Genomic DNA, 26021 nt, shown 5'->3' with positions numbered 1-26021 from the left:
ATGACACGCAAACTTGTGGTGATCGGCGCGGGCATGGCCTCGGGCCGGATGCTGGAGCATCTGTTCGACCAGGCCCCCGGCCAGTGGGATGTGACCCTGTTCAATGCCGAGCCGCGCGGCAATTACAACCGGCTGATGCTGTCGCCGGTCCTGTCGGGCGACAAGACCTATGACCAGATCGTCACTCATGACACGGACTGGTATGCCGCCCAGGGCGTCACCTGCCGCTTCGGCGAGGCTGTCGTGGGCATCGACCGCGAGGCCCAGATCGTCCATGGCGCGCGCGGCCCGGTCGAATACGACGCGCTGGTCATCGCCACCGGCTCGGCGCCCTTCATCATCCCGCTGCCGGGCCACAAGCTGCCCGGCGTCGTGGCGTACCGCGATCTGGAAGACACCAACGCGATGATCGAGGCCAGCCGCCCCGGGGCGACCGCCGTGGTCATCGGCGGCGGCCTGCTGGGGCTGGAGGCTGCCGCCGGCATGGCCGCGCGGGGCGCCGAGGTGACGGTCATCCACCTGATGGGCCATCTGATGGAGCGTCAGCTGGACCCCGCCGCAGGCTATCTGCTGCAACGCGATCTGGAAAAGCGCGGCATCCGCATCCATTGCAAGGGCGCCACCAAGGCGATCCTCGGCACCGACAAGGTCGAGGCCGTGCTGCTGGAAGACGGCACCACCTATCCCGCCGATCTGGTCTGCATGGCCGTGGGCATCCGCCCCGAGACGCGCCTGGCCAATGATGCGGGGCTGGAGGTCGCGCGCGGCATCACCGTCACCGACCAGATGCGCACCAGCGACCCCGCGATCTTCGCGCTTGGCGAATGCGTGGAACATGACGGGCAGCTGTTCGGTCTGGTCGCGCCGCTCTACGATCAGGCCAAGGTCCTGGCAGCCACGCTGGCGGGCACGGACGCCGCCTTCATGCCTCTGCAGACCGCGACGAAACTCAAGGTCACCGGCTGCGACCTGTTCAGCGCAGGCGATTTCGCCGAGGGCCCGGGGCGCGAGGATATCGTCTTCCGCGATCCCGGGCGCGGCATCTACAAGCGCCTGATCCTGGAGGGCGACCGCCTGATCGGCGCCGTCATGTATGGCGACACCGCCGACGGGCCGTGGTTCTTCGACAAGATCCGCAGCGGCGCGGACATCAGCGCCGACCGCGACACACTGATCTTCGGCCCCGCCTTCGCCGGAGGTGCCCAATCGGACCCTCTGGCAGCCGTTGCAGCCTTGCCGCCTGAGGCGGAGATCTGTGGCTGCAACGGCGTGTGCAAGGGAACCATCGTCACCGCCATCCAGGGCGGTGCCGCCACGCTGGATGCCGTGCGCGGGCTGACCAAGGCCAGCGCCAGCTGCGGGACCTGCACCGGGCTGGTCGAACAGGTCATGGCGCTGACGCTTGGCGACGGCTTTGCCGCCAACGCGAACCCGCCCATGTGCAAATGCACCGATCACACGCATGAGGACGTGCGGCGCCTGATCAAGTCGATGGGGCTGAAATCCATCCCCGCCGTCATGCAGGATCTGGGCTGGAAAACCGTGGGCGGCTGCGCCTCCTGCCGTCCGGCGCTGAACTACTACCTGATCGCGGACTGGCCGCTGGACTATCGCGACGACCGCCAGAGCCGTTTCGTCAATGAAAGGAATCACGCCAACATTCAGAAGGACGGCACCTATTCCGTCGTGCCGCGCATGTGGGGCGGCGTCACCACCAGCGCCGAGTTGCGCGCTATCGCGGACGCGGCCGACCGCTACGGCGTGCCGATGATCAAGGTCACCGGCGGCCAGCGCATCGACCTGCTGGGCGTGCGGAAAGAGGATCTGCCCGCGATCTGGTCGGACTTCAATCAGGCGGGCATGGTCTCGGGGCATGCCTATGCCAAGGGTCTGCGCACGGTGAAGACCTGCGTGGGCACGGATTTCTGCCGCTTCGGCACGCAGGATTCGACGGGCCTGGGCATCCGTCTGGAGAAGCTGCTCTGGGGCTCCTGGACGCCCGCCAAGGTGAAACTGGGCGTCTCGGGCTGCCCCCGCAACTGCGCCGAGGCCACCTGCAAGGATATCGGCGTCGTCTGCGTGGACAGCGGCTTCCAGATCAGCGTGGCGGGCGCCGCCGGCATGGATGTGCGCGAGACGGTGCCGCTGCTGACGGTCGAGACCGAGGACGAGGTCTGCGACGTGATCGCGGCCTTCGTGCAACTCTATCGCGAACATGCGCGCTATCTGCACCGGATCTACAAATGGGTGGACAAGGTGGGGCTGGATTGGGCCCGCGCTCAGGTCGCGGATCCCGATATCCGCGCCGGGCTGATCGAGCGTTTCCGCCTGTCGCAGACTATCTATCAGACCGACCCCTGGGCCGAACATGCCGCCCGTCCCGACGATTGGGCGCCCGTGGCCGACCTGCGCCTGAGGGCTGCCGAATGAGCCGTTTCATCGACATCGCCGCGCTGGCGGATATCCCCCCGCAAGGCGCCCGCGTGGTGCGCACGCCGCAGGGCTGCGTCGCCGTCTTCCGCACTGCCGACGACCGGGTCTTTGCGCTGGACGACCGCTGCCCCCACAAGGGCGGCCCCCTGTCCGAGGGCATCGTGCACGGCGCCTCGGTCACCTGTCCGCTGCACAACTGGGTCTTCGACATGGCCACCGGGCAGGCGCAGGGCGCCGACAGCGGGGCGGTCGCCACCCATGCCGTGCGGGTCGAGGGCGGGCGGATCTTGCTGGACGCCTCCGCCATCCGACGCGTCGCATGAGCGGCGCGGTCCGGACCACCTGCCCCTATTGCGGCGTGGGCTGCGGGGTGCTGGCCACGCCCGACGGCAAGGGCGGACTGGCGATCGCGGGCGATCCCGATCACCCGGCGAACCGGGGGCGGCTCTGCGTCAAGGGCGCCGCGCTTGGGGAAACCGTCGACATCGCGGGGCGCCTGCTGGCCCCGCGAATCGGCGGGGTGGACGCCCCCTGGGGCCAGGCACTGGACCTGATCGCGGACCGATTCACGGATGCGGTGGCCCAGCACGGGCCGGATTCGGTCGCCATGTATGTCTCGGGGCAGCTGCTGACCGAGGATTACTACGCCGCCAACAAGCTGATGAAGGGCTTCATCGGCAGCGCCAATATCGACACGAACAGCCGGCTGTGCATGGCCTCGTCCGTCGCGGGCCACCGCCGCGCCTTCGGGACCGACACCGTGCCGGGCCTCTACGAGGATCTGGAACTGGCCGATCTGGTCGTCCTGACCGGCTCGAACCTCGCCTGGTGCCATCCGGTCCTGCATCAGCGCATCCTGGCCGCCAAGGCCGCGCGGCCGGCCATGAAGATCGTGGTGATCGACCCCCGCCGGACCGCCACCTGCGAGGGCGCGGACCTGCATCTGGCCATCGCGCCGGGGGCGGATGCGCATCTGTTCAACCTGCTTCTGTGCCACCTTTTCGACACCGAACGGACCAGCGCGGATTTCCTGCCACATGTCACCGGCTTCGATGCCGCCTTGACCGCCGCACGCGGCGCCACGGTCCAGGCGACCGGGCTGGACCCCGCCGATCTGGCGGCGTTTCTCGAGCTATGGGCCGGCACGGAGAAAACCGTCACCGTCTATTCCCAAGGCATCAACCAGTCCGACAGCGGCACGGACAAGGTGAACGCGATCCTCAACTGCCATCTGGCGACGGGCCGGATCGCGCGTCCCGGCATGGGCCCCTTCAGCGTCACGGGCCAGCCCAATGCCATGGGCGGGCGCGAAGTCGGCGGCATGGCCAACATGCTGGCCTGCCATCTGGAGTTGGAGAACCCCGACCACCGTGCGGCGGTCCAGACCTTCTGGGACGCGCCGCGCATGGCCGACCGCCCCGGCCTCAAGGCCGTGGACATGTTCCGCGCGGTGGAAGAGGGCCGCATCAAGGCGCTGTGGATCATCCACACCAACCCCGCCGTCACCATGCCGGATGCCGACCGCGTGGCCCGCGCCATCGCCGCCTGCGATTTCACGGTGGTCAGCGAGGTCTGGCCCGACACCGACACCGCCCGCCTGGCCGATGTGCTGCTGCCCGCCTCGGCCTGGGGCGAGAAGGACGGCACGGTCACCAACTCCGAACGCCTGATCAGCCGCCAGCGCGCCGCCCTGCCCCCGCCGGGACAGGCGCGGCCCGACTGGTGGGCCGTGGCGCAGGTGGCGCGGCGCATGGGTTTCGAGGGCTTCGACTGGACCTCGGCGGCCGAGATCTTTGCCGAGCATGCGGCGCTGTCGGGCGTGGCGGGTGCCTTGGGCAGCGATTTCGACATCTCGGACCTGCAGGGCGCCGATTACGACGCGCTGGCCCCGATCCACTGGCCGCAGGGGCCGGCGCAGCAGGGGGGGCGGTTCTTCGGCACGGGTCGCTTCCACACGCCCGATGGCCGTGCCCGGATGGTGCCGGTCACCGCCGCCCTGCCCGCGCAAGAACCGGGGCAGATGCTGCTCAATACCGGGCGCATCCGCGACCAGTGGCACACGATGACGCGCACCGGTCTGTCGCCGCGCCTGTCGCGCCATCTGGCCGAGCCCTATCTGGAGCTGCATCCCGACGACGCTGCCCGCCTGAACCTGTCCACCGCCGATCTGGCCCGGGTCAACAGCCCGCAGGGCCGGGCGATCCTGCGCGTCCTGGTGAGCGACCGCGTGGCGCCGGGCCATCCCTTCGCGCCGATCCACTGGACCGGCCAGACCGCGCCAAGCGGGCGCATCGACGCGATGGTGGCCGGGCTGACCGATCCCGTCTCGGGCCAGCCTGCCAGCAAGTCGACCCCGGTTGCGGTCACCCGCCATGCCACCGCCTGGCACGGCTATCTGCTGACCACGCGCGAGGTCACGCCCGACTGCGCCTACTGGGCCCGCGCCCGCCTGCGCGGCGGCTGGCAGATCGAGATGGCGGGCGACGCCACGCCCCCCGACTGGTCGGACTGGGCGCAGGGACTGCTGGGCCTCGGCGCGCCCTCGATGCAGTTGGGCGATCCGCTGCGGGGCGTGCACCGGATGGCCTTCCACCAAGGCGGCAGGCTGGCGGCGGCGCTGTTCGTCTCGCCCGGCCCGGTGCTGCTCTCGCGCGACCATCTGGCGGGCCTTCTGGACAGCGACGACGCCCATCCGCTGGCCGGTCGCCCGCCCGCCGACCGCCCCGATCCCGGCCCCACGATCTGCGCCTGCCTCAATGTGGGCCGCACGACCATCCTGCGCGCGCTGGCCGAGGGCGCGGACAGCGTCGAGGCCTTGGGCGCCTGCCTGGGCGCGGGCAGCAATTGCGGCTCGTGCCGGCCCGAACTGGCGGCCCTTGTCGCCGGCCATCGCCCGCGCATCGCCGCCGAATGAGGGCGGCGGTCAGGGCGGCGCCGGCGGATCCGCCCGCTGCGGGGGCAAAGGCCGGGGCGGCCTGCCTCAGCCCTTCGCCCGGACCGCGATCCAGATCACATGGCGCGATCCGCGCCCGCCCCGGGCGGCGCGGACCGTGTGGCTGCGGGCCTCGAAGCCGGATCGGGTCAGGGCCCTTGTGAAGCCCGCATCGAGCTCGGCCGACCAGACCGCCAGCACGCCGCTCGGGGCCAGCGCCCGATGCGCCGCGGCAAGGCCCGCCTCGCCGTAAAGCCCGTCGTTCTCGGGCCGGGTCAGCCCGCCCGGCCCGTTATCGACATCCAGCAGGATCGCGTCGAAGGCCGCCGGCGCCGCACCGATCTGCGCGCCCACATCGCCGAGCCGCATCTCGACCCTCGGATCGGACAGGCAGGTGCCGAAGACCGGGGCCATGTGCTGCCCGGCCCAGGCGACCAGATCGGGCAGGATCTCGGACACGATCAGGCGGGCGTCGGACGGGGCGACCGCCTGCGCGGCCCGCAGCGTGAAGCCCATGCCCAAGCCCCCGATCAGCACGCGCGGGGCGCGGCAGCCGGCCAGCCGGTCCAGCGCCAGGGTCGCCAGCGCCTCCTCGGACCCACCGAGCCGGCTGTTCATCAGCTCGTTGCCACCCTGCAGGCGGATCGAGAACTCGTCGCCCCGGCGCAGCAGCCTCAACCTGTCGCCCCCCGGCGCCACCGCCGATGCCAGCTCGATCCACGGCAGCATGCGCCATCCTCCTGTCCCAAAAGCCGCTTGTCGCCTAGCGCATCGCGGCCCGCAGGAGAAGGGCCCGCGCTTCCGTCAGGACCCTTGCCCGGCCCCGTCAGTCCAGATGGCTGACGATGGCGCGGCCCAGGGCGAAGACGCGCTGTTCCAGGATGACCGGCGTCTCGCAGACATAGGTCAGCGATTGCTGGCGCTCGGTGAAGATGCGCTGATCCCAGTCCAAGGCCTCCTCGGCGGCGTCGATGGCGTCGAAGTCGGGGCTCTCGGCCGCCTCCAGTGCGGCCATCTCGGCGCGGCGCTCCTCGATGCGCTGCGACAGGCTCAGCTGCGACTGGCCATAGCGGGCGATGCCCGCGATCAGCGCGCTGCGGTCGCGCTCGATCCGGTCGAAGATCGCCTGCATCAGGGCCACCAGCTGGCCGTCCTCGGCATCTGCGGCAAAATCGGCGATGGTTGCCTCGGCCTCCTCGATCGGCAGGCGGCGCTGCTCCAGCCGGTCGGCCAGCCGGACGATCTGCGGGTCGCGGGCCAGCTCAATGGCGGCCTCGTCGGGGATCGGGCCGGTCCAGACCTGCCCCATGGACAGGTTGGGCTGCTTGCGCTGGATGCAAGGCCAGTCGGGGTCGGTGCCCGCCGCGCCAAAGGCGGGGCCGGCTGCCAGCAGGGCCATCACGGCCAGGGTCGGACGAATCATGCAGGGCCTCCTTTCCTGCGGGCCCAAAGGCCCTTCTGGGGATCATACATGAAGGCGGCCGCCCCGAAGAACCCCGCCAAACATCCCATGACCACCGCCAGCGAGGTCCAGTTGACCTGAAGATAGAGCGCAAAGCGGATCAGCTCGACCGCATGGGTGAAGGGGTTGAAGGCGCAGATGTCATGCAGCAGCGGCGAGCTTTCGCGCATCCGCCACAGCGGATAGAGCGCCGAGGAGGCGAAGAACATCGGGAAGATGACGAAGTTCATCACCCCCGCGAAATTCTCCAGCTGGCGGATGGCCGAGGACAGGAACAGCCCCATCGCGCCCAGCATCAGCCCCGAGACGATCAGCGCGGGGATCACCGCGACATAGCCCCAGACCGGCGGCCGGATGCCCCAGAACCACGCGATCGCCAGAAAGGTGAAGACCTGGATGATCGACACGATCACCCCGGCGATCAGCTTTGACCCCAGCAGGAACCAGCGCGGGAAGGGGCTGACCAGCAGCGTGCGCATCGCGCCCGTCTCGCGGTCATAGACCATCGACAGCGAGGATTGCATCCCGTTGAACAGCTGGATCATCGCGACCAGGCCGGGGGTCACATAGACCTCGTAGAGGACATAGGTCTGATAGGGGGGCGTGATCGACAGGCCCAGCACGGCGCGGAAACCGGCGGCAAAGATGAACAGCCAGACCAGCGGGCGCACCAGCGCCGCCAGGAAGCGGCCGCGCTGGTTGATGAAGCGCAGCGTCTCGCGGCGTGAGATGCCCATAAAGGCGGTCAGCCAGCCGCGGGCCGATCCGGTGGGATGGGTCATGGCGCCACTCCGGTCAGGTCCAGGAAGGCCTGCGTCAGGCCCTGCGACCCGGCGATGGCGGCGGCGGTGCCCGCGCGCAGCACCTCGCCCCGGTGCAGGATCACCAGATCGTCGTCGGGCGCGATCTCGTCCATGATATGGGTGGCCCACAGGGCCGAGACCCCGTCGCGCGCGATCAGGCGGCGGGTCAGGGCCAGCACCTCGGCCCGCGATTTCACGTCCAGCCCCACGGTCGCCTCGTCCAGCAGCAGAAGGTCGGGGCGGTGGATCAGGGCGCGGGCGATCTCGGCCCGGCGCGACTGCCCGCCCGACAGGGCCGAGACGCGGGCATCGGCCTTGTCGGCCAGATCGACCTGGTCCAGCACCTCGTCGATCCGGGGCCGCGCCAGCCGCCCCGGGATGCCGTGCAGGCTGGCGTGATAGATCAGGTTCTGGCGCACCGTCAGGTCGGCATCCATCGCGCGGCTCTGGAAGACGACCCCAAGCCGGGCCAGCGCCCGCGAGGGCTCGCGCCGCAGGTCATGCCCACCGACCCGGATGGTGCCCGAGCGGTTGTTGTAGAGCCGGGTGATCAGCGAAAAGAGCGTCGTCTTGCCCGCCCCGTTGACCCCCAGAAGCGCGGTGAAGCCGCCGCGCGGCACGGTCAGGGACACATCCGTCAGCGCCTGCGTGGCGCCGAAGCTGTGGCTGACATGGTCGATCTGCAGCGCGGCGGCGGTCACGGGGTCACTGGATGTTGAAGACCGCCTGCATCGTGTCCCCCGACGATCCCGGCACCGACAGCGTGTACCGCCCCGGCAGGACCGCCACGAAGCTGAGCACCGCCGTGCCCTCGGCGTCGAATTCCAGGCTGTGGATGCCCATGGGACGGACCTCGGTATCCCCGATGACGATCTCGTTGATCCAGATGGCGCGGAAGAAATCGCCGCCCGACAGGGCCAGTTCCTGGCTGCCGTCGGCCACGATGTTGATGCGATAGTAGCCGCCCGACTTGATCGTGTATTCGCCACCCGAGACCGGCTGACCCGAGGCCAGCGTCAGCGGGGCCAGGTCGCTGCGGTTCTCGCGCGCCAGAAGGCCCGAGAAACCGTATTCGTGCATGGCACCCGCCTCGTAGACGCCCTCGCTCTCTTCCGTCTCCTCCTCGTCATCATCATCATCATCGTCGTCGTCGTCATCCATGCCTTCGGCGGCCTGATCGGTGGCCATGCCCGCTTGGGTGCCGGCCTCGGCCTCTTCGCCGGCCATCGCGTCGGCTGCGGGTGCCTCGGCGTCCTGGGCAAGGACGGGGGCGGCCATGACAAGTGCCAGCGCGGCCCCGGACATCAATTTGGTGATGGTATTCATTGGGTGTTCTCCTCCGGTGTTGGGATCAGTTGGGGGCGACGACGACGCCCCAGGGCTGTTGGCCCACCTGGACCGAGCGCAGCACCTCGTCCGTCTCGACATCGATGATCGACACGTCGTTCGAGTTGCCGTTGGTGGTGTAGAGCCGCGTCTCGTCGGGGTTGAAGGCCAGCTGCCAGACGCGCTGGCCGACCAGCAGATAGTCGAGCACCTCGTCGGTTTCGGCATCCACCACGGCCACGCGGTTGGCGGGGCCAAGCGCGACATACAGCTTCTTGCCATCCGAGGTGACGCGCGCGCCCACCGGCTGGATCGCCTCGGGCAGCACGCCGGGGATCTCGAAGCTGATCTTCTTGGTGATTTCCTGCGTCGCCGGGTCGATCACGCTGACCGTGCCGCCGATCTCGGATGTGACATACAGCTTGGACCCGTCCGCGGTGAACTGCGCGAATCGGGGGCGGCTGTCGACCAGCACGTTGGAGGTGATCTCGTAGGTCTCGGTGTCGATGAAATGCGCCATGTTCGTCGTTTCCGACGTGTTGATGACGACGCTGCCGTCCGGGCTGACGCCCATCCCCTCGGGTTCGACGCCCACCGGCACCTCGGCCAGCACTTCGCGGGTTTCGACATCCACCACGGTGACGATGTTGTCATCCTCGTTGGCGATGAACAGCGGGTTGCCCGAGGGGTGCAGCACGAACAGCTCGGGGTCGGGACCAGAGGGCAGCGTGTGCAGTTCCTCCATCGTCTCGGGGTCGAAGACGCGCACCAGGTTGTCGTCGGAGGCGCAGACATACAGTTCCGTCCCGTCCGGGCTGATGGTGATGCCGCGGGGGCGGTTGCCGGCGGGATAGGTGCCGATCACCTCCATCGTCTCGCCGTCCAGGACGGTGATGTCATTGCTGCGCTCGTTGCTGACGAAGACGCGGTTGGCCATGGCGGGGCCTGCGGCCATCAGCAGGGCAAGTCCGGTGGTGGCAGAAAGCAGATGTTTCATGTCGCCTCTCAGAATTGGCATTGGGTTTCGGGACGGTCCACGCCAAGCGTGTCCAATTGGCTGGTCTGGTGCAGGTATTGTTCCTGCGGGCTGACCGAGGTGGTCAGAACGCCCGTGGTCAGAAGGATCGGCTGGCGGACCTGATGGTCCCAGTCCCGGACCGTCAGCGCCTGACCCTTGAAGCCCGCCACGTCGAAATCGTCGCCGAGGATGAACTCCTTGAGGACCTCGGGATCGCCCGATTGCGCGCGGGTCGCGGCCTCGCCCAGGATGCGCAGGGACAGCCAGGCCTGATAATCCTCCTCGCGCACCGGGCGTTCGGCCAGACGTTCGAAGCGGGACTGGAACTGGGTCCCGCCCCAGGCCTCCATCGCCGGATGCCAGCTGCGCGGGACAAGCCCGGCAGAGCCCGCGACGGGGCGCGCATCCCAGGTCAGATAGGGCAGGTAGGCTGCGAAGACATCGGCCTCGTCGGCGGTGATGACGATGTCATGATCCTCGGCCCGTTGGGTGAAGACCGGGATCTGCGCCTGCACCTGCACATGGCCGCTGTCGGTGCGCCGGGCGCCGCCGGTATCCTCGTAAAGACGTTCCTCGACGATGCGGGCGCCGAACTTGGCAGCTGCCGTGCGATAGGCCTCGGCCATGGCCTGATCCTGCGGATGGCTGCCGTGGATCAGGAACCAGTCGGGCCAGTTCTTCCACATCAGGAATTGCGCCAGGCCGTCGGCCAGCATCGCGCGGCTTGGCGCGACATGGATGGTGTTGAAGCGGCAATCGGCGCCGCGCAGGTTGTCGCCGCGCGCCAGGGCGTTGAAGACCATCGCCTGGTCGCCCACCTGATCGGCCAGCGCCAGCGTGATGGCGTCGTCGGCCATCACGACGATGAACTCGAACCCCTCGTCCAGCAGCCTGGCCATTTCGGCCTCGGCGGTGTCGGGGCTGGCTGTCACCTCGACGGCCTCGAAATCCTGACCCATGAACTGGCCGGTCGTGTCATTGTCCTCGATTGCCAGCCGGGCGCCGGCAAAGCCCAGATCCTCGGGCGGCAGATCCAGCCGCGAGATCGGCGGCAGGCCCGGATCGTCCACCCGCAACACGGCGGCGCGGATCAGCACCGGATCGGTTCCCTGGGCCGCAGCGGGCTGGGCCAGTGCCGCGGCACCCGCCAGAAGTCCAACGATTCCTTTGAGCATTTTGTCTCTCCCTGCCGACATGGTGCGGGGTGATTCCCGTTGCGGCAAGACGGTTAATGTTCCTGTCGAACACGGGAAGTTTTCCCTCATCCCAAGGTCGGGGGGCCTTCCGCCTTTCGTCTGATAGACGCCCGCCGGACAGGCGCGCATGGTCGGAGGATGACACAGATCGGCCCCCCTCTTGCCTTTGCGCTGGCTCTGCTGGCCCCCCTGCCCGCTTTGGCGCAGAATGTGCCCGCGCCCGGGACGGCCACCTGGTTCGGGCTGCATTACATCGACAGCTCGACCGAAGGGGCGATCAACGGGATCCGCGCGGACGAGACCACGCGACTAGAGATGACCGAGGATTTCGTGGCCGCGGATCTGACAGAGCGCGGCTTCACCCTGACCGAGCCACCTGCCGAAGCCGTGGCCTCGATCCGCAATCCGGTCCATTCCAACGGGGCAGATGCGCGGATCGCACGCGAGATGGGGTCCGACTATGTCATCGCAGGCGAGGTGCAGAAGGTGTCGAACCTGATCCAGTCCATCAACCTGCACCTGCGCGACGCCGAGACCGGCCAGACGCTGAAGGCCGGGTCGGTGGAGATCCGGGGCAATACCGACGACGCCTTCCGGCGTGGCTACAGCTATCTGCTAAGAAACGTAATCTTTCGGGAGGAACGAAAGAAATGAGGACGACGACGATTCTGGCCGGCGCACTTGGCGCGATCCTGGCCCTGACGGGTGCTGCGACTGCTCATGGCCCCTCGCGGCTGAAGACCGAACAGACGGTCGTGCTAGACGCCACCCCCGCCGAGGTCTGGGAGGTGATCGGCCGCTTCGACGACATGAGCTGGCATCCCGCCGTGGCCGAGACCGCGATGCTGCCCGAGGGATCGCCTGCCGACGTTCCCGACGAATCGACCCGGGTGCTGACCCTGGCCGCCGAGGGCGCGCCCACGATGACCGAAGAGCTGATGGGCATCGACACCGAGAAGATGAGCTATCGCTACATGATCACCGAGGTCGACACGGCGGTGCTGCCGGTGACGAACTATTCCTCGACCCTGTCGGTCACGGATGTGGACGGCAAGGCCGAGGTCCTGTGGCGCGGCGGCTTCTATCGCGGGTTCCCGAACAACGACCCCCCGGCCGAGTTGAACGACGACGCCGCGATGGCGGGCGTGAACGGCATCTATACCGCCGGGCTGGAGGCGCTGGCCGAACGCTTCGGCACGGTCGAGTAACGCCATGCGCCTCTGGACGGCGGCGCTGATCGCCGCCTTGGGATCCCCGGCCATGTCCGGGGATCTTGCCTTCGTGACATCGCAGAACGGCAATGCGCTGTCGGTCGTCGATCTGGCCGATGGCACGATCCTCGGACAGGCCGACATTCCCGATGCCCCCGCCCCGGTGGCCTATGCTCCGGCGCAGAGGCGGGCCTATGTCATCGCCGCCGAGACCGGGCGCCTGCATGTGCTGGACGAAGAGGCCCGGCCCGTGACGCAGGCCGATCTGGGCGCCGGGGCCTTCGGGCTGGCGGTGGCCGGCGACGGGGTGGTGGTCACCGATTGGTACGGCGCCCGGGTCACGCGCCTGGACGCGGACCTGCAGCCGGTCTGGAGCGCCGAGACGGGGGCCGCGCCCGCAGGTGTCGCCGTCAGTGAGGATGGCGCGCTGGTCGCCACGGCGGATCGCGATGCCGACGCGGTCAGCATCTTCGACGCGGCCAACGGCACGCGCCTGCATCAGGTCGCCACGGCGGGAGCGCATCCCTTCGGCATCACCTTCCATGACGGGCGCCTGTTCACGGCCGATGTGCAGGGCGACAGCGTCTCGGTGATCGACCCGGGGACCGGGCGGCTGACGGGCAGCCTTGCGACCGGCAGCCATCCCTATGCGCTGGCCTTCGCCGCCGGGCGCGGCTTCGTGACGAACCAGTATGACGGCACGGTGACCGTCTTCGACGCCACGACCCTGGCCGTGCTGGACGAGGTGACGGTGGGCGATTACCCCGAGGGAATCGCGGCCCTGCCCGATGGCAGCGGCGTGGCGGTGGCAAATTGGGACTCGGACACGCTGGTCGTGCTGGACGCGACGACTCTGCAGATCACGCAGACGATCGAGATGCCCTCGGGCCCCCGCGCCTTCGGCAGTTTCACGGGGCGACCGGTTCAGCCCTGACCAGCGACCGGCCCGCCTGTTCCCAGGCATCAGAGCCGCCCGGGAACCAGATCACCGGATCGAAACCCCATTCGACGGCCCGCCTGGCGGCATTCCAGCTCATCCAGCAATCGGTGCGACAGAAAATGACCAGCGGCCGGTCGGCATCGCCCTCCTGCGCCCGGGTCAGCCCTTCGCGCAGCCGCGCGTCTTCGGCGGGGGCCAACGCCTGATATCCGGTATCCCACAGCCAGACCGCGCCGGGGATCGTCTGGTGAGGGGGCTCGTTCCAGATCGTCCCCTCGGGCAGCCCCTCGGGGCGGGCCTTGCGGGGCATCACATCAAGGAAGGCCGCCCGGCCCTCGTCATGCAGCGCAAGGGCCCGGTCCGCGCCGATGACCTCGGCCCCGGCCAGCGTGACCGGGACCGGGGCGCGATAGGGCTCTCCGCGATAATCCGAGGGTTCGGCGACCGTTTCGGCCCAGACTGGCCCCGCCAGAAGCAGGGCCAGCGCCACGGCGCGGATCACGGCAGCAGCTCCCGGCCGTAATCGTCGACCAGGGGCACGCCCGCCTCGGCCAGGATGGCGTTGATGTCGTCCTGGTTGCGGCGGATCAGGCTGTTCAGCTCGCGCTTCCATTCCTGCTCCTCCATCCGGACGCCCATGGTTATGCGGAAGAACAGGCGCGGCGCGGCCTCCTCGTGCAGCAGCGGCACGAATTGCAGGTCGGGATCGTCCTTGACCTGCGGCCCTGCCAGGGGACCCCACAGCACGGCCGCCCCCAGATCGCCGGCACGCACCGCCTCCAGCATGTCGCCCATCGGATCCTCGACCCTGCGGTCGACGAACAGATCGGCGCCGCGCATGTTGGGCGCCAGCCCCGCGCGGGCCAGATGCGTGGCGGGCGGCGTGCCAGCGACCACGCCGATGTCGTGATCCTTCAGCGCGGCATCGGTCAGCCGGTCCACCTGCGCCAGCGGGCCGTCCTTGCGCGTCACGATCCCATAGACCGAGGTGTAGTAATGGTTGGTGTTCTGGACCAGCTCGTCGCCCTGGGCATAGCCGATCACCACATCGCAGGTGCCCATCCGCAAGGTGCGCTGGATGAAGCCCATCCCCGAGGGAAACCAGTCATAGGTGACCGGAAGACCCAGCTGCTGGCCGAACAGATCGGCCAGCCGGTTTTCGAACCCCGTCCCGTCGCGCGTGGACATCGGCGCATTTGCCGGGTCCGCGCAGACCCGGAACTGGGTCGTCGACCGCAGATCGGCCACCTGCGCTGCGGCCGGCATCGCCATGCCGACCGCCAGGGCCATCGCTGTCAGGATGCGCGGGCGCATCATCAGCTGGACATGCAGGAATCTTCCTGCGCGGTATACTCGTCCGATTTGTCGCCGCGCTCGGCCGGACGACCGCGCCCGATCGTCTCGGTGCCATGCGCCAGCAGGTAGACATAGATGTCGTCGATATAGCACCAGACGTTCTTGTTGGTGCCAAAGGCCGGCATCACCGAGTTCGACCCCTGCTTGCCCGAGGCCACGACCTGCATGAAGTCGTAGTAATCCATCCGCAGCACCGAGTTCTTCAGCGCGGGGGCATAGGTCGAGCCCTCGCCATCGGGGCCGTGGCAGACATGGCATTCGGCGTGATAGCGGCGAAAGCCGTTGAAAGTGGCGAAATCGACCACGCCCTCCTCGACCTTGAAGGTCGGGATGCCTTCCTCGTTGCGCCAGCGGCCATCCATCTCCTCGACCGGGGTCATGTCCTGGCCGTTGGGCAGCACGCTGCCCTCGGCGGTCTCGACCTCGGCGCCCGCTTCCTCGGGCGCGGCCTCGTCGGTGGTGGCAGTGTCGCTCTCGGTCGCCGGGGTCTCGGTTGCGCCGGACACGGCAGTTGCCGCTCCGGCGCCGGCCTGTGCATCGGGGGCCGGTGCGGTCTGTGCCATAGCCATACCCGCCAGGGATGCGCCTAGGGCCAGCGCCGTCAGGCTGGTGATCGCTTTCATGTCGGATATCCTCCCATTTTCCGTCTGCTCTCCTCAAAACGGAACCGCCCCAGCTTATCGCCGGGGCGGCGCCTTGACAGATCACGCCTGCGTATGCGGAACGAAAGTATGAGACGTTCCGTCAGACCCAGGCTCAGTCGGGAAGTTCGAACACGGTCAGCTGACCGCCCAGTTCGGTATAGTCGCTCAGCGCCGCATAGCCGCCCACGGCACCCAGACCGTCATTGGGGTTCGTCAGACCTGCCGCCAGACCGATCCCGGCCCAACCGCCGACCCCGGACAGAACGGCGATGTACTGCTTGCCGTCATGCTCGTAGGTCATGGTGTTGCCGATGATGCCCGAGGGCGTCTTGAAGCTGTACAGCTCCTCGCCGGTCTCGGCATCGACGGCTTTCAGGAAGCCCTCCAGCGTGCCGTAGAAGACCACGTCGCCCGCAGTCGCCAGGGCACCTGACCAGACCGAGAACTGCTCGGGCAGGGACCACTTGATCTCGCCGGCGACGGCGTCCCAGGCAATGAAGTTGCCCATGCCGCCATGGCTGTCGGGGGCGGGATACATCGACAGGGTCGCGCCCACATAGGGCTGGCCCGCCGTGTAGGCGACGCGGAAGGGTTCGTAATCCATGCAGACGTGGTTGGTCGGCACGTAGAACAGACCGGTCTTGGGCGAATAGGACGCCGGCTGCTGGTCCTTGGTGCCAAGCGCCGCCGGGCAGACGCCGGTGGTGTTGGTGTCTTCGCCATTCTGCGCGGTCGAGTATTCCGACACGACCATCGGGCGGCCATAGGTTTCCGATTCCGGATCCATGTCGACTTCGGTCGCCCAGTTCACGGCCGGGTCGAACTTCTCGGCCACCAGCAGTTCGCCGGATTCGCGATCCATCGTGTAGGCAAAGCCGTTCCGGTCGAAGTTGACCAGCAGCTTGCGCATCTCGCCGTCGATCTCCTTGTCGACGAGGATGTTCTCGTTCACGCCATCATAGTCCCATTCGTCATGGGGCGTCTTCTGGTAGAACCACTTCGCCTCGCCGGTATCGGCGTCGCGGGCCATGATCGTCATGGACCAGCGGTTGTCGCCGGGACGCTGGCTGGGGTTCCAGGTCGAGGGGTTGCCGGTGCCGTAATAGACCAGGTTCAGATCTGGGTCATAGCTGAACCAGCCCCAGGTCGAGCCGCCGCCGATCTTCCACTGGTCGCCTTCCCAGCTGTTCAGCGAGCTGTCGGCGCCGATGGGCTCGCCCAGATGCATTGTGGTCTCGGCATTGACCAGCATCTCTTCGTCGGGACCGGTGGAATAGGCTTTCCATGCCTCGGTGCCGTCGGAGAGGTTGTAGGCCGTGATGCGACCGCGCACGCCGTATTCGCCGCCCGAGACGCCGACCAGGACCTTGTCGCCCACGGGCATCACGGTCGCGGTGTTCGTCTCGCCGATGGCCGGATCGCCGGTCTGGACCGACCACTTGACCTCGCCGGTCATCGCGTCCAACGCCACCAGCGTGGTGTCGGCCTGGTGGCTGATGATCAGCCCATCGGCATAGGCCACGCCGCGATAGACGGTGTCGCAGCACATGACCGCGATGACCTCGGGGTCCTGCTGGGGGGTGTGCCGCCACAGGATGCGGCCGTTGTCCGACAGGTCCAGCGCAAAGATGTTGTTGGGGAAGGGCGTGTGGACATACATGATGTCGCCGATGACCAGCGGCCCGCCCTCGTGCCCGCGCAGAACGCCGGTCGAGAAGGTCCAGGCCACCCGCAGATCGCCCACGTTCTCGCGCGTGATCTGGTCAAGTTCGGAATAGCGCTGGTTGGCATAGTCGCCGGTCTGGATCGCCCATTGCTCGGGCTTGGCGGTTTCGGTCAGGACGCTTTCGTTCGCATATGCAGACGCGCCAGTCAGAATCAGCGCGACAGCCGCGCTGTTCAAGAGATGTTTCATCGAGTGCTCCTCCGCTCGCTGGATGCAGTGCCACGGAGTTCCTCCATCCGCGACTATCCATAGGACGAGTGTTGGTCGCGCACCCCCTTGCGTCAATCGACGCCCCTGCCATTTGCCCCTAAAGTCTTATGGTTAAACGGCAGGGGTTCCGGGAATTTTCGGCAATCGCCTCAGATCAGCCGTTCCGCATGCCAGAACACGTGATCGGCCATGAAACTCTGCACGAAGAAGTAGCTGTGGTCATAGCCCGGCTGCATCCGGAACTGCCCCGGCTGGCGGCGGGCCATCATCGCATGGGCCAACGATTCGGGGCGCAGCAGGTCCAGGAACTGGTCATTGGCGCCCTGATCGATCAGCACCTCGCCGGGATAGCCCCGCTCGGCCATCAGGATCGAGGCGTCATGCGCCCGCCAGGTGTCGCGATCCTCGCCCAGATAGGCGGTCAGCTGCTTGCGGCCCCAGTCCGATTCCGTCGGATTGGCGATGGGCGAGAAGGCCGAGACCGACTTGTAGCGGTCGGGATGGGTCATCGCGATGGTCAGCGCGCCATGCCCGCCCATCGAATGCCCGGTGATCCCCATCGCATCGGCATCGATGGCGAAGTTCTCGGCCACCAAATCGGGCAGCTCGGCGGTGATGTAATCCCACATTTGGAAATGCGTCTTCCACGGGTCCTGGGTGGCGTTGACATAGAAGCCCGCGCCCTGCCCCAGATCATAGGCCTCGTCATTGGCGACGCCCTCGCCGCGCGGCGAGGTGTCGGGAAAGACGATGGCGATGCCCGCCTCGTCGCACCATTGCTGGGCGGCGGCCTTGGTCATGGCGTTGTCATGGGTGCAGGTCAGGCCCGACAGGTACCACAGCACGGGCACGCGCCCGTGCAGGGCCATCTCGGGCAGGTAGACCGCAAAGGTCATGTCGGTGCCGGTCGCCTGCGAGGCATGGCGATAGACACCCTGGGTGCCGCCGAAGCTGCGGGTTTCGGACAGGGTTTCAAGGCTCATCGGAGTCTCCCTTCAGGGTCTGGAACATGACCAGCGCATCGACCGGCCCGTGTCGCGGATGAAGAAACGCCCCCGGAAGGCGGCCCACAACCCCGAACCCGACCGTCTGCCACAAATGGACGGCATCCAGATTGGTCGAGACGACGAAATTGAACTGCATCGCGCGATAGCCCTGCGCCCGGGCCCAGGACAGGGCGTGCTGCGCCAAGGCGCGGGCGAGGCCCCGTCCCCGCGCCTCGGGATGGGTGGCGAAGGAGGCATTGGCCACATGCGCGCCGCCGCCGGGCCGGTTCGCCCCAACATGGCTGGTGCCCAAGATGCGTCCGTCAACCTCGGCCACGAAGGCCGTGAAGGGCTGGGCGAACCAGTCGGCCAGCGCGTCGTCGCGCGTGATGTCACGGGGGATGCAGTAGGTCTTCCCCGCGCGATAGACGGGTCGGAGGATCTGCCAGATGGCGTCGTGATCGTCGGGGCTGGCGGGGCGGATGACGGCCCCGCCAGATCCGGTCATTTCAGGTCGTCCACGGTCCGGATCACCTGACCCAAGAGGCCGTAATCCAGCGCCTCCTGCGTGTTCAGCCAGAAGTCGCGCTGCGTGTCCTTCTCGATCCGCTCGATGGTCTGGCCGGTGGCATCGGCAAAGACCTGGTTCAGGCGGTCGCGCATCAGACGCACCTGTTCGGCCTGGATCATCATGTCCGACGAGGTGCCGCCGATCCCGCCCGAGGGCTGGTGGATCAGGAAGCGCGTGTTGGGCAGGCAGTAGCGGTTTTCCTTCTTCGCCGCGACGAAGATCAGCGCGCCCGCGCTGGCCACCCAGCCCGAGCCGATGGTGCGCACGGTGGGGCGGATGAACTTGATCACGTCATGGATCATGTCGCCCGATTCCACATGCCCGCCGGGCGAGGAGATCAGCATGTTGATCGGCCCGTCGCCATCCTCGGCCAAGGCCAGCAGATGCGCCACGGTGCGCTGCGCCAGCTTGTCGTTGATGCCGCCCGCGACGATCACGGTGCGCGACTTGAAGTACAGCTTGCCGATCTTGTCGCCTTCGGGAAGGCCCAGACCCTCGTCCTTGTCGCCCTGATGACGGCGATCGTCCTCGGGCTCGTCGTCATCATCATCGTCCAGCCATTGATGGCGCATGGGCCTGCTCCTCGTTGTTCTCATGGCGACGGCGGGACCGGGGCCCCGCCGTACAGATACCTAAGCAGCCATGAAGGATCAGTAAAGGACGACCGAGCGAATGGATTCGCCGTGATGCATCAGGTCGAAGCCCTTGTTGATTTCCTCGAGCGGCATGGTGTGGGTGATCATCGGGTCGATCTCGATCTTGCCATCCATGTACCAGTCGACGATCTTGGGCACGTCGGTCCGGCCACGCGCGCCGCCGAAGGCCGTGCCCTTCCAGACGCGGCCGGTGACCAGCTGGAACGGCCGGGTGCTGATCTCGGCCCCTGCGGCCGCCACGCCGATGACGACCGACACGCCCCAGCCCCGATGGGTGCATTCCAGCGCGTCCCGCATCACCTTGGTGCTGCCCGTGGCGTCGAAGCTGTAATCCGCGCCGCCGATCTGGTCGAAGGGCGTCTTGGTCATCTCGACGATGTGCTGGACGATATTGCCGTCGATCTCTTTCGGGTTGACGAAATGCGTCATCCCGAACCGCTCGGCCATCTCCTTGCGGTCATTGTTCAGATCGATGCCGATGATCATGTCGGCACCCGCCAGTCGCAGGCCCTGCACGACGTTCAGGCCGATCCCGCCCAAACCGAAGACCACCGCCTTGGCGCCGATCTCGACCTTGGCAGTGTTGATGACCGCGCCGATGCCGGTCGTCACGCCGCAGCCGATATAGCAGATCTTGTCGAAGGGCGCGTCGTCTCGGACCTTGGCCACCGCGATTTCCGGCAGGACCGTGTGGTTGGCGAAGGTCGAGCAGCCCATGTAGTGATAGATCGGCGTCCCATCCAGCATGCTGAACCGGGTCGTTCCATCGGGCATCAGGCCCTGCCCCTGGGTCGCGCGGATCTTGGTGCACAGGTTCGTCTTGCCCGACAGGCAGGACGCGCATTCGCGGCATTCGGGGGTATAGAGCGGGATCACGTGATCGCCGACCTTCAGGGATCTGACGCCCTCGCCGACCTCGACCACGATTCCGGCGCCCTCATGGCCCAGGATCGCGGGGAAGATGCCTTCGGGATCGGCGCCCGAGCGGGTGAATTCGTCGGTATGGCAGATGCCGGTCGCCTTGATCTCGATCATGACCTCTCCGGCCTTGGGGCCTTCCAGGTTGACGTCCATCACTTCCAGCGGCTTGCCGGCCTCGAGGGCTACGGCGGCACGTGTTCTCATCTTGGTCTCCTCTCGCTCCCTCAGGGGCTTTTCAGGGCGAAGGGGCCGACGACGCGGCCCCTTGGCATGGTTCTTGCATCACCGTCCGGCGACGCGACCCTCAGGCGGGCAGCGCACCGGACTTCTTGGCGACATGAGTCGCGATCGCATCCATCAAGGGTGGCGACAGGGCATCATAGGGCTCCAGCCCCAGCTCGCGCAGTCGCGACCGGATGCCGTCCATCTGCGACGGCTCAACACCCGATTCGATGACCGAGCTGACGAAGGCCGCGAATTCGGGCGGCGACCAGCCGGGCTCGGGCGACAGTTCGGTATGGACGAAGTCGAGGCCGTAGAACGGATGGTCCTTGTTCTCGATCCGGCCATACATGTGGACGCCGCAGCCGCGGCATCGATGGCGCTGGATCGGAGCATCGGCATTGACGACTTCCAGCTTGTCGCCGTTTTCCAGAACCTCGACCGCATCGCGGGCGACCACGGCGACCTGGCTGAAATCGGCCCCTTCGGGCTTCCAGCACTTGGTGCAGCCGCAGACATGGTTGTGGGCGGTCTGGGCGCCGATCCGGACCTTGACCGGGTCGGACGCGCAATGACAGGTCAGGACCCCCCCCGAAAAGCCGGGACTGGCCTGATGAATTCCTTGATCGATGGCCGGGTGGATATGAACCCCCTGAGTGCTCGTCATCATCCCCTCCTGTGGCTGAACCGGGCGTGACCAAAGGTCGCGCTGTTGGGAACATTCGGCAAGTCAGCGGAAGGTGGTAGCAGCCCGGCACGATCGCCGGGCCGCCAGATGCGGTCGTCAGCTGGCCGGGGTCGAGGAAACACCCACCTTTGCAGGGCGCAGCAGGCGATCGTGCAGCAGGAAGCCGTTATCCATCACCTGGATGACATTGCCCGCGACGGTGCCGGGCACGGGGGCCTCGAACATGGCCTCGTGCTGGGTGGGATCGAATCGCTCGCCCGGTTCGGGGCGGATGATGGTGATCCCGTGCTTGGTGAAGACGTTGGACAGCTCGCGCAGGGTCAGCTCGACCCCCTCGATCAGGGCCGAGGCGCCGGCGCGCTGTTCCTCGGTCGCCGAATCCAGCGCGCGGGTCAGCGCGTCATGGACCGGCAGCAGGTCGCGGGCCAGGCGCGAGCCGCCGTATTGCTCGGCGTCGCGGCGGTCCTTGTCGGCCCGCTTGCGCGAGTTTTCCGCATCGGCCAGCGCCCGCATCCATTTGTCGCGCAATTCGTCGCGCTCCGCCGTCAGGCGGGCGATCTCGTCATCCTGCTCGGCCAGCGGGTCTTCGAGAAATTCGTCCATCGGCTGTTCGTTCTGCTCGTTCATGGTCACTTCATCCTTTCCGGCCGGACAGCACACGTCCGACCAGCTGCGCGGTGTAATCGACAATCGGCACGATCCGGCCGTAATTCAGCCGGGTCGGCCCGATGACACCCACCGCGCCGACAATTTTCCGGTCGGCATTCATATAGGGTGAAACCACCAGAGCGGAACCCGAAAGTGAAAAAAGCTTGTTTTCGGAGCCGATGAAGATGCGCACCCCCTCGCCCCGTTCGGTCAGTTCCAGGAATTCGACGATGTCGCGCTTGCGTTCCAGATCGTCGAACAGGATGCGGATGCGGTTCAGGTCTGCGGCCTCGCTGTCCAGAAGGTTCGCCCGGCCCCGCACGATCAGCCGTGGATCGGCGGCCTCGGCCCCCCAGAGCGCGATGCCCGATTCGACCAGCTCGGCGGCCAGAACGTCCAGCTCGCGCCGCCGGGTGCTGATCTGATGGGCCAGCCCGCCGCGCAGCTCGGCCAGGGTCTTGCCCTCGGCCATGGCGTTGAGGAAGTTCCCGGCCTCGCGCATGGAGGACGGCGTCTGGCCCGGCGGCGGGGTGAAGATGCGGTTTTCGACATGGCCATCGGCAAAGACCAGCACCACCAGCGCCCGGTCCGGCCCCAGGCTGACGAATTCGATATGTCGGATCGGGGCCTCGTGCTTGGGCATCAGCACCAGCGAGGCGCCCTTGGTGATCGAGGACAGCGCGGTGCTGACCCGGTCCAGCAGGACCCCGGTCTCGGGATCGTCATTGCCAAGCGTCTGGTCGATGGCCGCGCGGTCGGTGGGGGCGACGGCGTCGATCTCCATCATCCCGTCGACGAACAGCCGCAGCCCCATCTGCGAGGGCAGACGCCCCGCCGAGGTGTGGGGGCTGTCCAGAAGACCCATGAATTCCAGGTCCTGCATGACGTTGCGGATCGTGGCGGCGCTGATCTTTTCGGACAGGGCCCGGGTCAGGGTGCGCGATCCCACCGGCTCTCCGGTGTCCAGATAAGATTCGACAACCCGGCGAAAGACTTCGCGGGACCGGTCGTTCAGCTCGTTCAGCAGCGTTTCCTGACCCATGGCCCCTGTCTTGTGACCCCTGACGGGGTTGCGTGATGGTGCCCCCGGGCGGTATGGGGCGGTATCTTCACGAAAAGGAACAGTCATGCGCCCGTCAGGCCGGAATCTAGCCCAAATGCGTCCGATTTCAATTGAAACCGGGGTGATGCGGCACGCGGAAGGCTCGTGCCTGATCAAATGCGGCGACACGCATGTCCTGTGCACCGCCACGATCGAGGACAACCCGCCCCGCTTTCTGAAGGGCACCGGGCTTGGCTGGGTCACCGCCGAATACGGGATGCTGCCACGGGCGACGAACACGCGCAACCGCCGCGAGGCCGCACAGGGCAAGCAATCGGGCCGCACCCAGGAAATCCAGCGCCTGATCGGGCGCAGCCTGCGCGCCGGCATCGACCGCAGCGCGCTTGGCGAGCGGCAGATCAGCATCGACTGCGACGTGATCCAGGCCGATGGCGGGACGCGCTGCGCCTCGATCACCGGGGGCTGGGTGGCGTTGCGGCTGGCGGTGAACAAGCTGCTGAAGGCCGGGGCGATCTCCGGCGATCCGATCCTGGACCATGTGGCCGCCGTCAGCTGCGGCATCTATGCGGGCCAGCCGCTGCTGGATCTGGACTATGCCGAGGACAGCGAGGCCGGAACCGACGGGAACTTCGTGCTGACCGGCGCCGGGCGTCTGATCGAGGTGCAGATGTCGGCCGAGGGCGCGACCTTCTCGCGCGACGAGATGGGCCGGCTGCTGGATCTGGCAGAAGCGGGCATGGCCGATCTGGTCACCGCCCAGAAGGCCGCCGTGGCATGAGGCAATTCGCCGAAAAGCGCCTGCTGGTCGCCACGCATAATGCGGGCAAGCTGGCCGAGATGCGCGCGCTGCTGGCGCCCTACGGCGTCGAGGTCGTGGGCGCCGCCGAGATGGGCCTGTCCGAGCCCGTCGAGACCGAGGACAGCTTTGTCGGCAATGCCCGCATCAAGGCCCGCGCCGCCGTGGCGGCGACGGGCCTGCCCGCGCTGGCCGATGACAGCGGCATCAGCGTCGATGCGCTTGGGGGCGCGCCGGGCGTCTATACCGCCGATTGGGCCGAGACCGGCGCAGGCCGCGACTTCCCGATGGCGATGGCCCGCACCTGGCGCGAACTGGAGGCCAGCGGCATCCCTGCCCCCTATCTCGCGCAGTTCCGCTGCACGCTGGTGCTGATGTGGCCTGACGGGCATGACGAGGTCTTCGAGGGCGTGCTGCCCGGTCAGGTCGTCTGGCCTCCGCGCGGCGCCGAGGGGCATGGCTATGACCCCATCTTCCAGCCCGAGGGCCATGGCGTCACCTTGGGCGAGATGCCGACCGAGCTGAAGAACAGCCTCAGCCACCGCGCCCGCGCCGTGGCCCGGATGATCGAGGCGGCCTTTGCGTAAGCCGATCGCCCAATGGCCCCGAGACGCCGGACGGGCCTGCGGTCTCTGCACGGAGATCGGGGCGGTCCGCGGATGACACCGAGTGGCGCGGTGCAGTCGGAGGATTGGCGGGCGGGCGGCTTCGGCCTCTACGTCCATTGGCCCTTCTGCGCGGCCAAATGCCCCTATTGCGACTTCAACAGCCATGTCACCGCCCATGTCGACCAGAAGCGATGGGCGGCGGCCCTGACCTCCGAGATCGCCCGGGTGGCTGCCGAGACGCCGGACCGCCATCTGGGCAGCATCTTCTTTGGCGGGGGCACCCCGTCCCTGATGCAGCCCGAGACGGTGGATGCGGTCATCCGGGCCGCGCAGGCTGGATGGGGCTTCGCCAACGATATCGAGATCTCGCTGGAGGCCAATCCGACCAGCGTCGAGAAGGGCCGGTTTCGCGGCTTTGCGGATGCGGGGGTGAACCGGCTGTCCATGGGCATCCAGGCGCTGAACGACCCCGATTTGCGGCGCCTCGGGCGGCTGCATTCGGTGGCCGAGGCGCGGGCGGCCTTCGACGTGGCGCGCGAGGTCTTCGGGCGGGTCAGCTTCGATCTGATCTATGCGCGCCAGGGGCAGGACCGCGCCGCCTGGCGGGCCGAACTGCGCGCAGCGTTGGACATGACGGTGGACCATCTGTCGCTCTATCAGCTCACCATCGAGCCCGGCACGGCCTTCGGCAGCCGCGCCGCCGCCGGCACGCTGCGCGACCTGCCCGATGACGACCTGTCGGCGGACATGTATTTCGACACGCAGGAGATCTGCGAGGCTGCCGGAATGGGCTGCTACGAGATCTCGAACCACGCGCGGGCGGGCTCGGAAAGCCGCCACAACCTGGTCTATTGGCGCCAGGGGGACTGGGCGGCGGTCGGGCCGGGGGCGCATGGGCGGCTGACCCTGCCCCAGGGACGGATCGCGACCGAGGCGCATCGGATTCCGGGCGCCTGGCTGGCCGCGGTCGAGGCCGAGGGAACGGGGGAGAGCCTGCGCGAGTTCATCCCGCAGGACGAACAGGCGACGGAGTATCTGCTGATGGCCCTGCGCCTGACCGAAGGGCTGGACGAAGCGCGCTATGCCGCGCTGGCCGGCCACGGCTTTGACGCGGCGGCGGTGGCCTCTCTGATCGATCTGGGGATGATCCGTCGGCAGGACGGTCGGATTCATGCCACTGCCGAGGGGCGTCCGGTCCTCAACGCCATCCTGCGCGATCTGGCGGCCTGAGCCATGCGACGTCGGTTATGGCTGATGGTGGGCTGGCTGTTCCTTGGTCTTGGAATCGTGGGCGTCGCCCTGCCCGTCATGCCGACCGTTCCCTTCCTGTTGGTGGCAGCCTGGGCCTTCGCACGATCCTCGCCCGTACTGCACCGCAGGATCCTCGAGCATCCGACCTATGGCCCGCCGGTTCAGGCGTGGCAGGAGCGGGGCGCCGTCGGGCGGGTGGCCAAGATCTGGGCGATCAGCGCCATGACGGGCGGCGTCGCGCTGTCCTGGTATGTCGGGATGCCGCCCTGGGTCGTGGGGGTTCAGGCGGCGGTCTGTGCGACCGTCGCACTTTATCTGATCAGCCGGCCCGAGGCATAGCACATTTAGCGGACT

Annotated in this window: 28 protein-coding genes; 10 read left to right on the top strand and 18 right to left on the bottom strand. The window is 67.7% G+C overall.

Features of this window, described 5'->3' with window-relative positions; genetic code table 11:
* The 3 genes from nirB to FA743_RS08160 are packed head-to-tail and all read left to right on the top strand — an operon-like array spanning window position 1 to window position 5347.
* Entirely contained in the window at window positions 1–2430 is a 2430-nt protein-coding gene (nirB, locus tag FA743_RS08170; protein ID WP_136885442.1) for a nitrite reductase large subunit NirB, read from the top strand.
* A complete protein-coding gene (gene nirD, locus FA743_RS08165) occupies window positions 2427–2756 on the top strand; it encodes a nitrite reductase small subunit NirD (protein ID WP_136885439.1) in 330 nt (109 codons plus the stop codon). Before nirB ends, nirD begins: the two co-directional genes overlap by 4 nt.
* Complete coding sequence (locus FA743_RS08160; RefSeq protein WP_136885437.1) at window positions 2753–5347, top strand: nitrate reductase; 2595 nt, start codon at window positions 2753–2755, stop codon at window positions 5345–5347. The genes nirD and FA743_RS08160 overlap by 4 nt, the downstream gene beginning before the upstream one ends.
* Before the next feature lie 66 nt (window positions 5348–5413).
* Here FA743_RS08160 and FA743_RS08155 read toward each other — a convergent pair whose 3' ends face one another.
* The 7 genes from FA743_RS08155 to FA743_RS08125 all read right to left on the bottom strand — a co-directional run bounded on the left by FA743_RS08155 (window position 5414) and on the right by FA743_RS08125 (window position 11149).
* On the bottom strand, window positions 5414–6094 hold the full coding sequence (locus FA743_RS08155) for a spermidine synthase (RefSeq protein ID WP_136885433.1): 681 nt from the start codon (window positions 6092–6094) through the stop codon (window positions 5414–5416).
* Between the two features lie 97 nt (window positions 6095–6191).
* Window positions 6192–6788: a hypothetical protein gene (locus FA743_RS08150; RefSeq protein ID WP_136885429.1), complete on the bottom strand. Its 597-nt coding sequence runs from the start codon at window positions 6786–6788 to the stop codon at window positions 6192–6194.
* A complete protein-coding gene (locus tag FA743_RS08145; RefSeq protein WP_136885427.1) occupies window positions 6785–7609 on the bottom strand; it encodes an ABC transporter permease in 825 nt (274 codons plus the stop codon). The genes FA743_RS08150 and FA743_RS08145 overlap by 4 nt, the downstream gene beginning before the upstream one ends.
* On the bottom strand, window positions 7606–8331 hold the full coding sequence (locus FA743_RS08140) for an ABC transporter ATP-binding protein (RefSeq protein ID WP_136885425.1): 726 nt from the start codon (window positions 8329–8331) through the stop codon (window positions 7606–7608). Before FA743_RS08140 ends, FA743_RS08145 begins: the two co-directional genes overlap by 4 nt.
* A gap of 4 nt (window positions 8332–8335) precedes the next feature.
* Entirely contained in the window at window positions 8336–8956 is a 621-nt protein-coding gene (locus FA743_RS08135) for a cupredoxin domain-containing protein (RefSeq protein WP_246054888.1), read from the bottom strand.
* A 25-nt stretch (window positions 8957–8981) separates the two neighbouring features.
* The gene (locus FA743_RS08130) at window positions 8982–9953 is read right to left on the bottom strand and encodes a YVTN family beta-propeller repeat protein (RefSeq protein ID WP_169308812.1); all 972 of its coding nucleotides are present in this window, start codon (window positions 9951–9953) and stop codon (window positions 8982–8984) included.
* 8 nt (window positions 9954–9961) lie between these two features.
* The gene (locus FA743_RS08125; RefSeq protein WP_136885422.1) at window positions 9962–11149 is read right to left on the bottom strand and encodes an ABC transporter substrate-binding protein; all 1188 of its coding nucleotides are present in this window, start codon (window positions 11147–11149) and stop codon (window positions 9962–9964) included.
* A gap of 159 nt (window positions 11150–11308) precedes the next feature.
* Here FA743_RS08125 and FA743_RS08120 point away from each other — a divergent pair, with 159 nt between their 5' ends.
* From FA743_RS08120 to FA743_RS08110, 3 genes are read left to right on the top strand one after another with little or no spacing between them, the layout of a single operon-like run.
* Complete coding sequence (locus FA743_RS08120; protein WP_136885419.1) at window positions 11309–11824, top strand: DUF3280 domain-containing protein; 516 nt, start codon at window positions 11309–11311, stop codon at window positions 11822–11824.
* Complete coding sequence (locus FA743_RS08115; protein ID WP_136885416.1) at window positions 11821–12378, top strand: SRPBCC family protein; 558 nt, start codon at window positions 11821–11823, stop codon at window positions 12376–12378. The genes FA743_RS08120 and FA743_RS08115 overlap by 4 nt, the downstream gene beginning before the upstream one ends.
* 4 nt (window positions 12379–12382) lie before the next feature.
* On the top strand, window positions 12383–13315 hold the full coding sequence (locus FA743_RS08110; protein ID WP_136885414.1) for an outer membrane protein assembly factor BamB family protein: 933 nt from the start codon (window positions 12383–12385) through the stop codon (window positions 13313–13315).
* Here the strand turns inward: FA743_RS08110 and FA743_RS08105 are convergent.
* The 11 genes from FA743_RS08105 to hrcA all read right to left on the bottom strand — a co-directional run bounded on the left by FA743_RS08105 (window position 13290) and on the right by hrcA (window position 22991).
* A complete protein-coding gene (locus FA743_RS08105) occupies window positions 13290–13823 on the bottom strand; it encodes a PQQ-dependent catabolism-associated CXXCW motif protein (RefSeq protein WP_136885412.1) in 534 nt (177 codons plus the stop codon). The genes FA743_RS08110 and FA743_RS08105 overlap by 26 nt on opposite strands.
* On the bottom strand, window positions 13820–14638 hold the full coding sequence (locus FA743_RS08100) for a quinoprotein dehydrogenase-associated putative ABC transporter substrate-binding protein (protein ID WP_136885411.1): 819 nt from the start codon (window positions 14636–14638) through the stop codon (window positions 13820–13822). Before FA743_RS08100 ends, FA743_RS08105 begins: the two co-directional genes overlap by 4 nt.
* Complete coding sequence (locus tag FA743_RS08095) at window positions 14638–15300, bottom strand: c-type cytochrome, methanol metabolism-related (RefSeq protein ID WP_136885410.1); 663 nt, start codon at window positions 15298–15300, stop codon at window positions 14638–14640. Before FA743_RS08095 ends, FA743_RS08100 begins: the two co-directional genes overlap by 1 nt.
* A 133-nt stretch (window positions 15301–15433) precedes the next feature.
* Entirely contained in the window at window positions 15434–17236 is a 1803-nt protein-coding gene (locus tag FA743_RS08090) for a methanol/ethanol family PQQ-dependent dehydrogenase (RefSeq protein ID WP_136885408.1), read from the bottom strand.
* Between the two features lie 170 nt (window positions 17237–17406).
* Window positions 17407–18240: an S-formylglutathione hydrolase gene (gene fghA / locus FA743_RS08085; RefSeq protein WP_136885406.1), complete on the bottom strand. Its 834-nt coding sequence runs from the start codon at window positions 18238–18240 to the stop codon at window positions 17407–17409.
* A complete protein-coding gene (locus FA743_RS08080) occupies window positions 18230–18751 on the bottom strand; it encodes a GNAT family N-acetyltransferase (protein ID WP_136885404.1) in 522 nt (173 codons plus the stop codon). The genes fghA and FA743_RS08080 overlap by 11 nt, the downstream gene beginning before the upstream one ends.
* Complete coding sequence (locus FA743_RS08075; protein ID WP_135314092.1) at window positions 18748–19386, bottom strand: ATP-dependent Clp protease proteolytic subunit; 639 nt, start codon at window positions 19384–19386, stop codon at window positions 18748–18750. Before FA743_RS08075 ends, FA743_RS08080 begins: the two co-directional genes overlap by 4 nt.
* Before the next feature lie 78 nt (window positions 19387–19464).
* Window positions 19465–20595: an S-(hydroxymethyl)glutathione dehydrogenase/class III alcohol dehydrogenase gene (locus FA743_RS08070; RefSeq protein WP_136885402.1), complete on the bottom strand. Its 1131-nt coding sequence runs from the start codon at window positions 20593–20595 to the stop codon at window positions 19465–19467.
* 100 nt (window positions 20596–20695) lie between these two features.
* On the bottom strand, window positions 20696–21283 hold the full coding sequence (gene gfa, locus FA743_RS08065; protein WP_169308811.1) for an S-(hydroxymethyl)glutathione synthase: 588 nt from the start codon (window positions 21281–21283) through the stop codon (window positions 20696–20698).
* Window positions 21284–21397: 114 nt separating this feature from the next.
* On the bottom strand, window positions 21398–21928 hold the full coding sequence (locus tag FA743_RS08060; RefSeq protein WP_136885398.1) for a nucleotide exchange factor GrpE: 531 nt from the start codon (window positions 21926–21928) through the stop codon (window positions 21398–21400).
* Window positions 21929–21935: 7 nt separating this feature from the next.
* Window positions 21936–22991 (bottom strand): heat-inducible transcriptional repressor HrcA, encoded by a 1056-nt coding sequence (gene hrcA / locus FA743_RS08055; protein ID WP_136885396.1) that lies wholly within the window; start codon window positions 22989–22991, stop codon window positions 21936–21938.
* Between the two features lie 85 nt (window positions 22992–23076).
* Here hrcA and rph point away from each other — a divergent pair, with 85 nt between their 5' ends.
* The 4 genes from rph to FA743_RS08035 all read left to right on the top strand — a co-directional run bounded on the left by rph (window position 23077) and on the right by FA743_RS08035 (window position 26006).
* Window positions 23077–23790 carry a ribonuclease PH gene (rph, locus tag FA743_RS08050; protein ID WP_136885395.1) on the top strand — a complete coding sequence of 238 codons (714 nt, stop codon included), beginning with the start codon at window positions 23077–23079 and terminating at the stop codon, window positions 23788–23790.
* Window positions 23787–24395 carry a non-canonical purine NTP pyrophosphatase gene (locus FA743_RS08045; protein ID WP_136885393.1) on the top strand — a complete coding sequence of 203 codons (609 nt, stop codon included), beginning with the start codon at window positions 23787–23789 and terminating at the stop codon, window positions 24393–24395. The genes rph and FA743_RS08045 overlap by 4 nt, the downstream gene beginning before the upstream one ends.
* Window positions 24396–24467: 72 nt before the next feature.
* On the top strand, window positions 24468–25646 hold the full coding sequence (hemW, locus tag FA743_RS08040; protein WP_136885391.1) for a radical SAM family heme chaperone HemW: 1179 nt from the start codon (window positions 24468–24470) through the stop codon (window positions 25644–25646).
* 3 nt (window positions 25647–25649) lie between these two features.
* Window positions 25650–26006: a YbaN family protein gene (locus FA743_RS08035; RefSeq protein WP_136885389.1), complete on the top strand. Its 357-nt coding sequence runs from the start codon at window positions 25650–25652 to the stop codon at window positions 26004–26006.
* The last annotated feature ends 15 nt before the right edge of the window (window positions 26007–26021 follow it).

This window comes from Paracoccus gahaiensis (assembly GCF_005048225.1).
Classification (GTDB): domain Bacteria; phylum Pseudomonadota; class Alphaproteobacteria; order Rhodobacterales; family Rhodobacteraceae; genus Paracoccus; species Paracoccus gahaiensis.
The sequence above is the reverse complement of the archived record's forward strand: the minus strand, read 5'-3'. Positions and strand labels throughout refer to the sequence as shown.

Coding starts and splice junctions, on each gene's coding strand:
- FA743_RS08095 (WP_136885410.1), bottom strand. CDS start 15,300: ATGAAAGCGATCACCAGCCTGACGGCGCTGGCCCTAGGCGCATCCCTG.
- FA743_RS08135 (WP_246054888.1), bottom strand. CDS start 8,956: ATGAATACCATCACCAAATTGATGTCCGGGGCCGCGCTGGCACTTGTC.
- FA743_RS08080 (WP_136885404.1), bottom strand. CDS start 18,751: ATGACCGGATCTGGCGGGGCCGTCATCCGCCCCGCCAGCCCCGACGAT.
- FA743_RS08160 (WP_136885437.1), top strand. CDS start 2,753: ATGAGCGGCGCGGTCCGGACCACCTGCCCCTATTGCGGCGTGGGCTGC.
- FA743_RS08130 (WP_169308812.1), bottom strand. CDS start 9,953: ATGAAACATCTGCTTTCTGCCACCACCGGACTTGCCCTGCTGATGGCC.
- FA743_RS08115 (WP_136885416.1), top strand. CDS start 11,821: ATGAGGACGACGACGATTCTGGCCGGCGCACTTGGCGCGATCCTGGCC.
- FA743_RS08060 (WP_136885398.1), bottom strand. CDS start 21,928: ATGAACGAGCAGAACGAACAGCCGATGGACGAATTTCTCGAAGACCCG.
- FA743_RS08070 (WP_136885402.1), bottom strand. CDS start 20,595: ATGAGAACACGTGCCGCCGTAGCCCTCGAGGCCGGCAAGCCGCTGGAA.
- FA743_RS08155 (WP_136885433.1), bottom strand. CDS start 6,094: ATGCTGCCGTGGATCGAGCTGGCATCGGCGGTGGCGCCGGGGGGCGAC.
- FA743_RS08110 (WP_136885414.1), top strand. CDS start 12,383: ATGCGCCTCTGGACGGCGGCGCTGATCGCCGCCTTGGGATCCCCGGCC.
- rph (WP_136885395.1), top strand. CDS start 23,077: ATGCGCCCGTCAGGCCGGAATCTAGCCCAAATGCGTCCGATTTCAATT.
- FA743_RS08035 (WP_136885389.1), top strand. CDS start 25,650: ATGCGACGTCGGTTATGGCTGATGGTGGGCTGGCTGTTCCTTGGTCTT.
- hemW (WP_136885391.1), top strand. CDS start 24,468: ATGACACCGAGTGGCGCGGTGCAGTCGGAGGATTGGCGGGCGGGCGGC.
- FA743_RS08100 (WP_136885411.1), bottom strand. CDS start 14,638: ATGATGCGCCCGCGCATCCTGACAGCGATGGCCCTGGCGGTCGGCATG.
- FA743_RS08120 (WP_136885419.1), top strand. CDS start 11,309: ATGACACAGATCGGCCCCCCTCTTGCCTTTGCGCTGGCTCTGCTGGCC.
- FA743_RS08145 (WP_136885427.1), bottom strand. CDS start 7,609: ATGACCCATCCCACCGGATCGGCCCGCGGCTGGCTGACCGCCTTTATG.
- FA743_RS08090 (WP_136885408.1), bottom strand. CDS start 17,236: ATGAAACATCTCTTGAACAGCGCGGCTGTCGCGCTGATTCTGACTGGC.
- FA743_RS08045 (WP_136885393.1), top strand. CDS start 23,787: ATGAGGCAATTCGCCGAAAAGCGCCTGCTGGTCGCCACGCATAATGCG.
- nirB (WP_136885442.1), top strand. CDS start 1: ATGACACGCAAACTTGTGGTGATCGGCGCGGGCATGGCCTCGGGCCGG.
- FA743_RS08075 (WP_135314092.1), bottom strand. CDS start 19,386: ATGCGCCATCAATGGCTGGACGATGATGATGACGACGAGCCCGAGGAC.
- nirD (WP_136885439.1), top strand. CDS start 2,427: ATGAGCCGTTTCATCGACATCGCCGCGCTGGCGGATATCCCCCCGCAA.
- fghA (WP_136885406.1), bottom strand. CDS start 18,240: ATGAGCCTTGAAACCCTGTCCGAAACCCGCAGCTTCGGCGGCACCCAG.
- FA743_RS08125 (WP_136885422.1), bottom strand. CDS start 11,149: ATGCTCAAAGGAATCGTTGGACTTCTGGCGGGTGCCGCGGCACTGGCC.
- FA743_RS08150 (WP_136885429.1), bottom strand. CDS start 6,788: ATGATTCGTCCGACCCTGGCCGTGATGGCCCTGCTGGCAGCCGGCCCC.
- gfa (WP_169308811.1), bottom strand. CDS start 21,283: ATGATGACGAGCACTCAGGGGGTTCATATCCACCCGGCCATCGATCAA.
- hrcA (WP_136885396.1), bottom strand. CDS start 22,991: ATGGGTCAGGAAACGCTGCTGAACGAGCTGAACGACCGGTCCCGCGAA.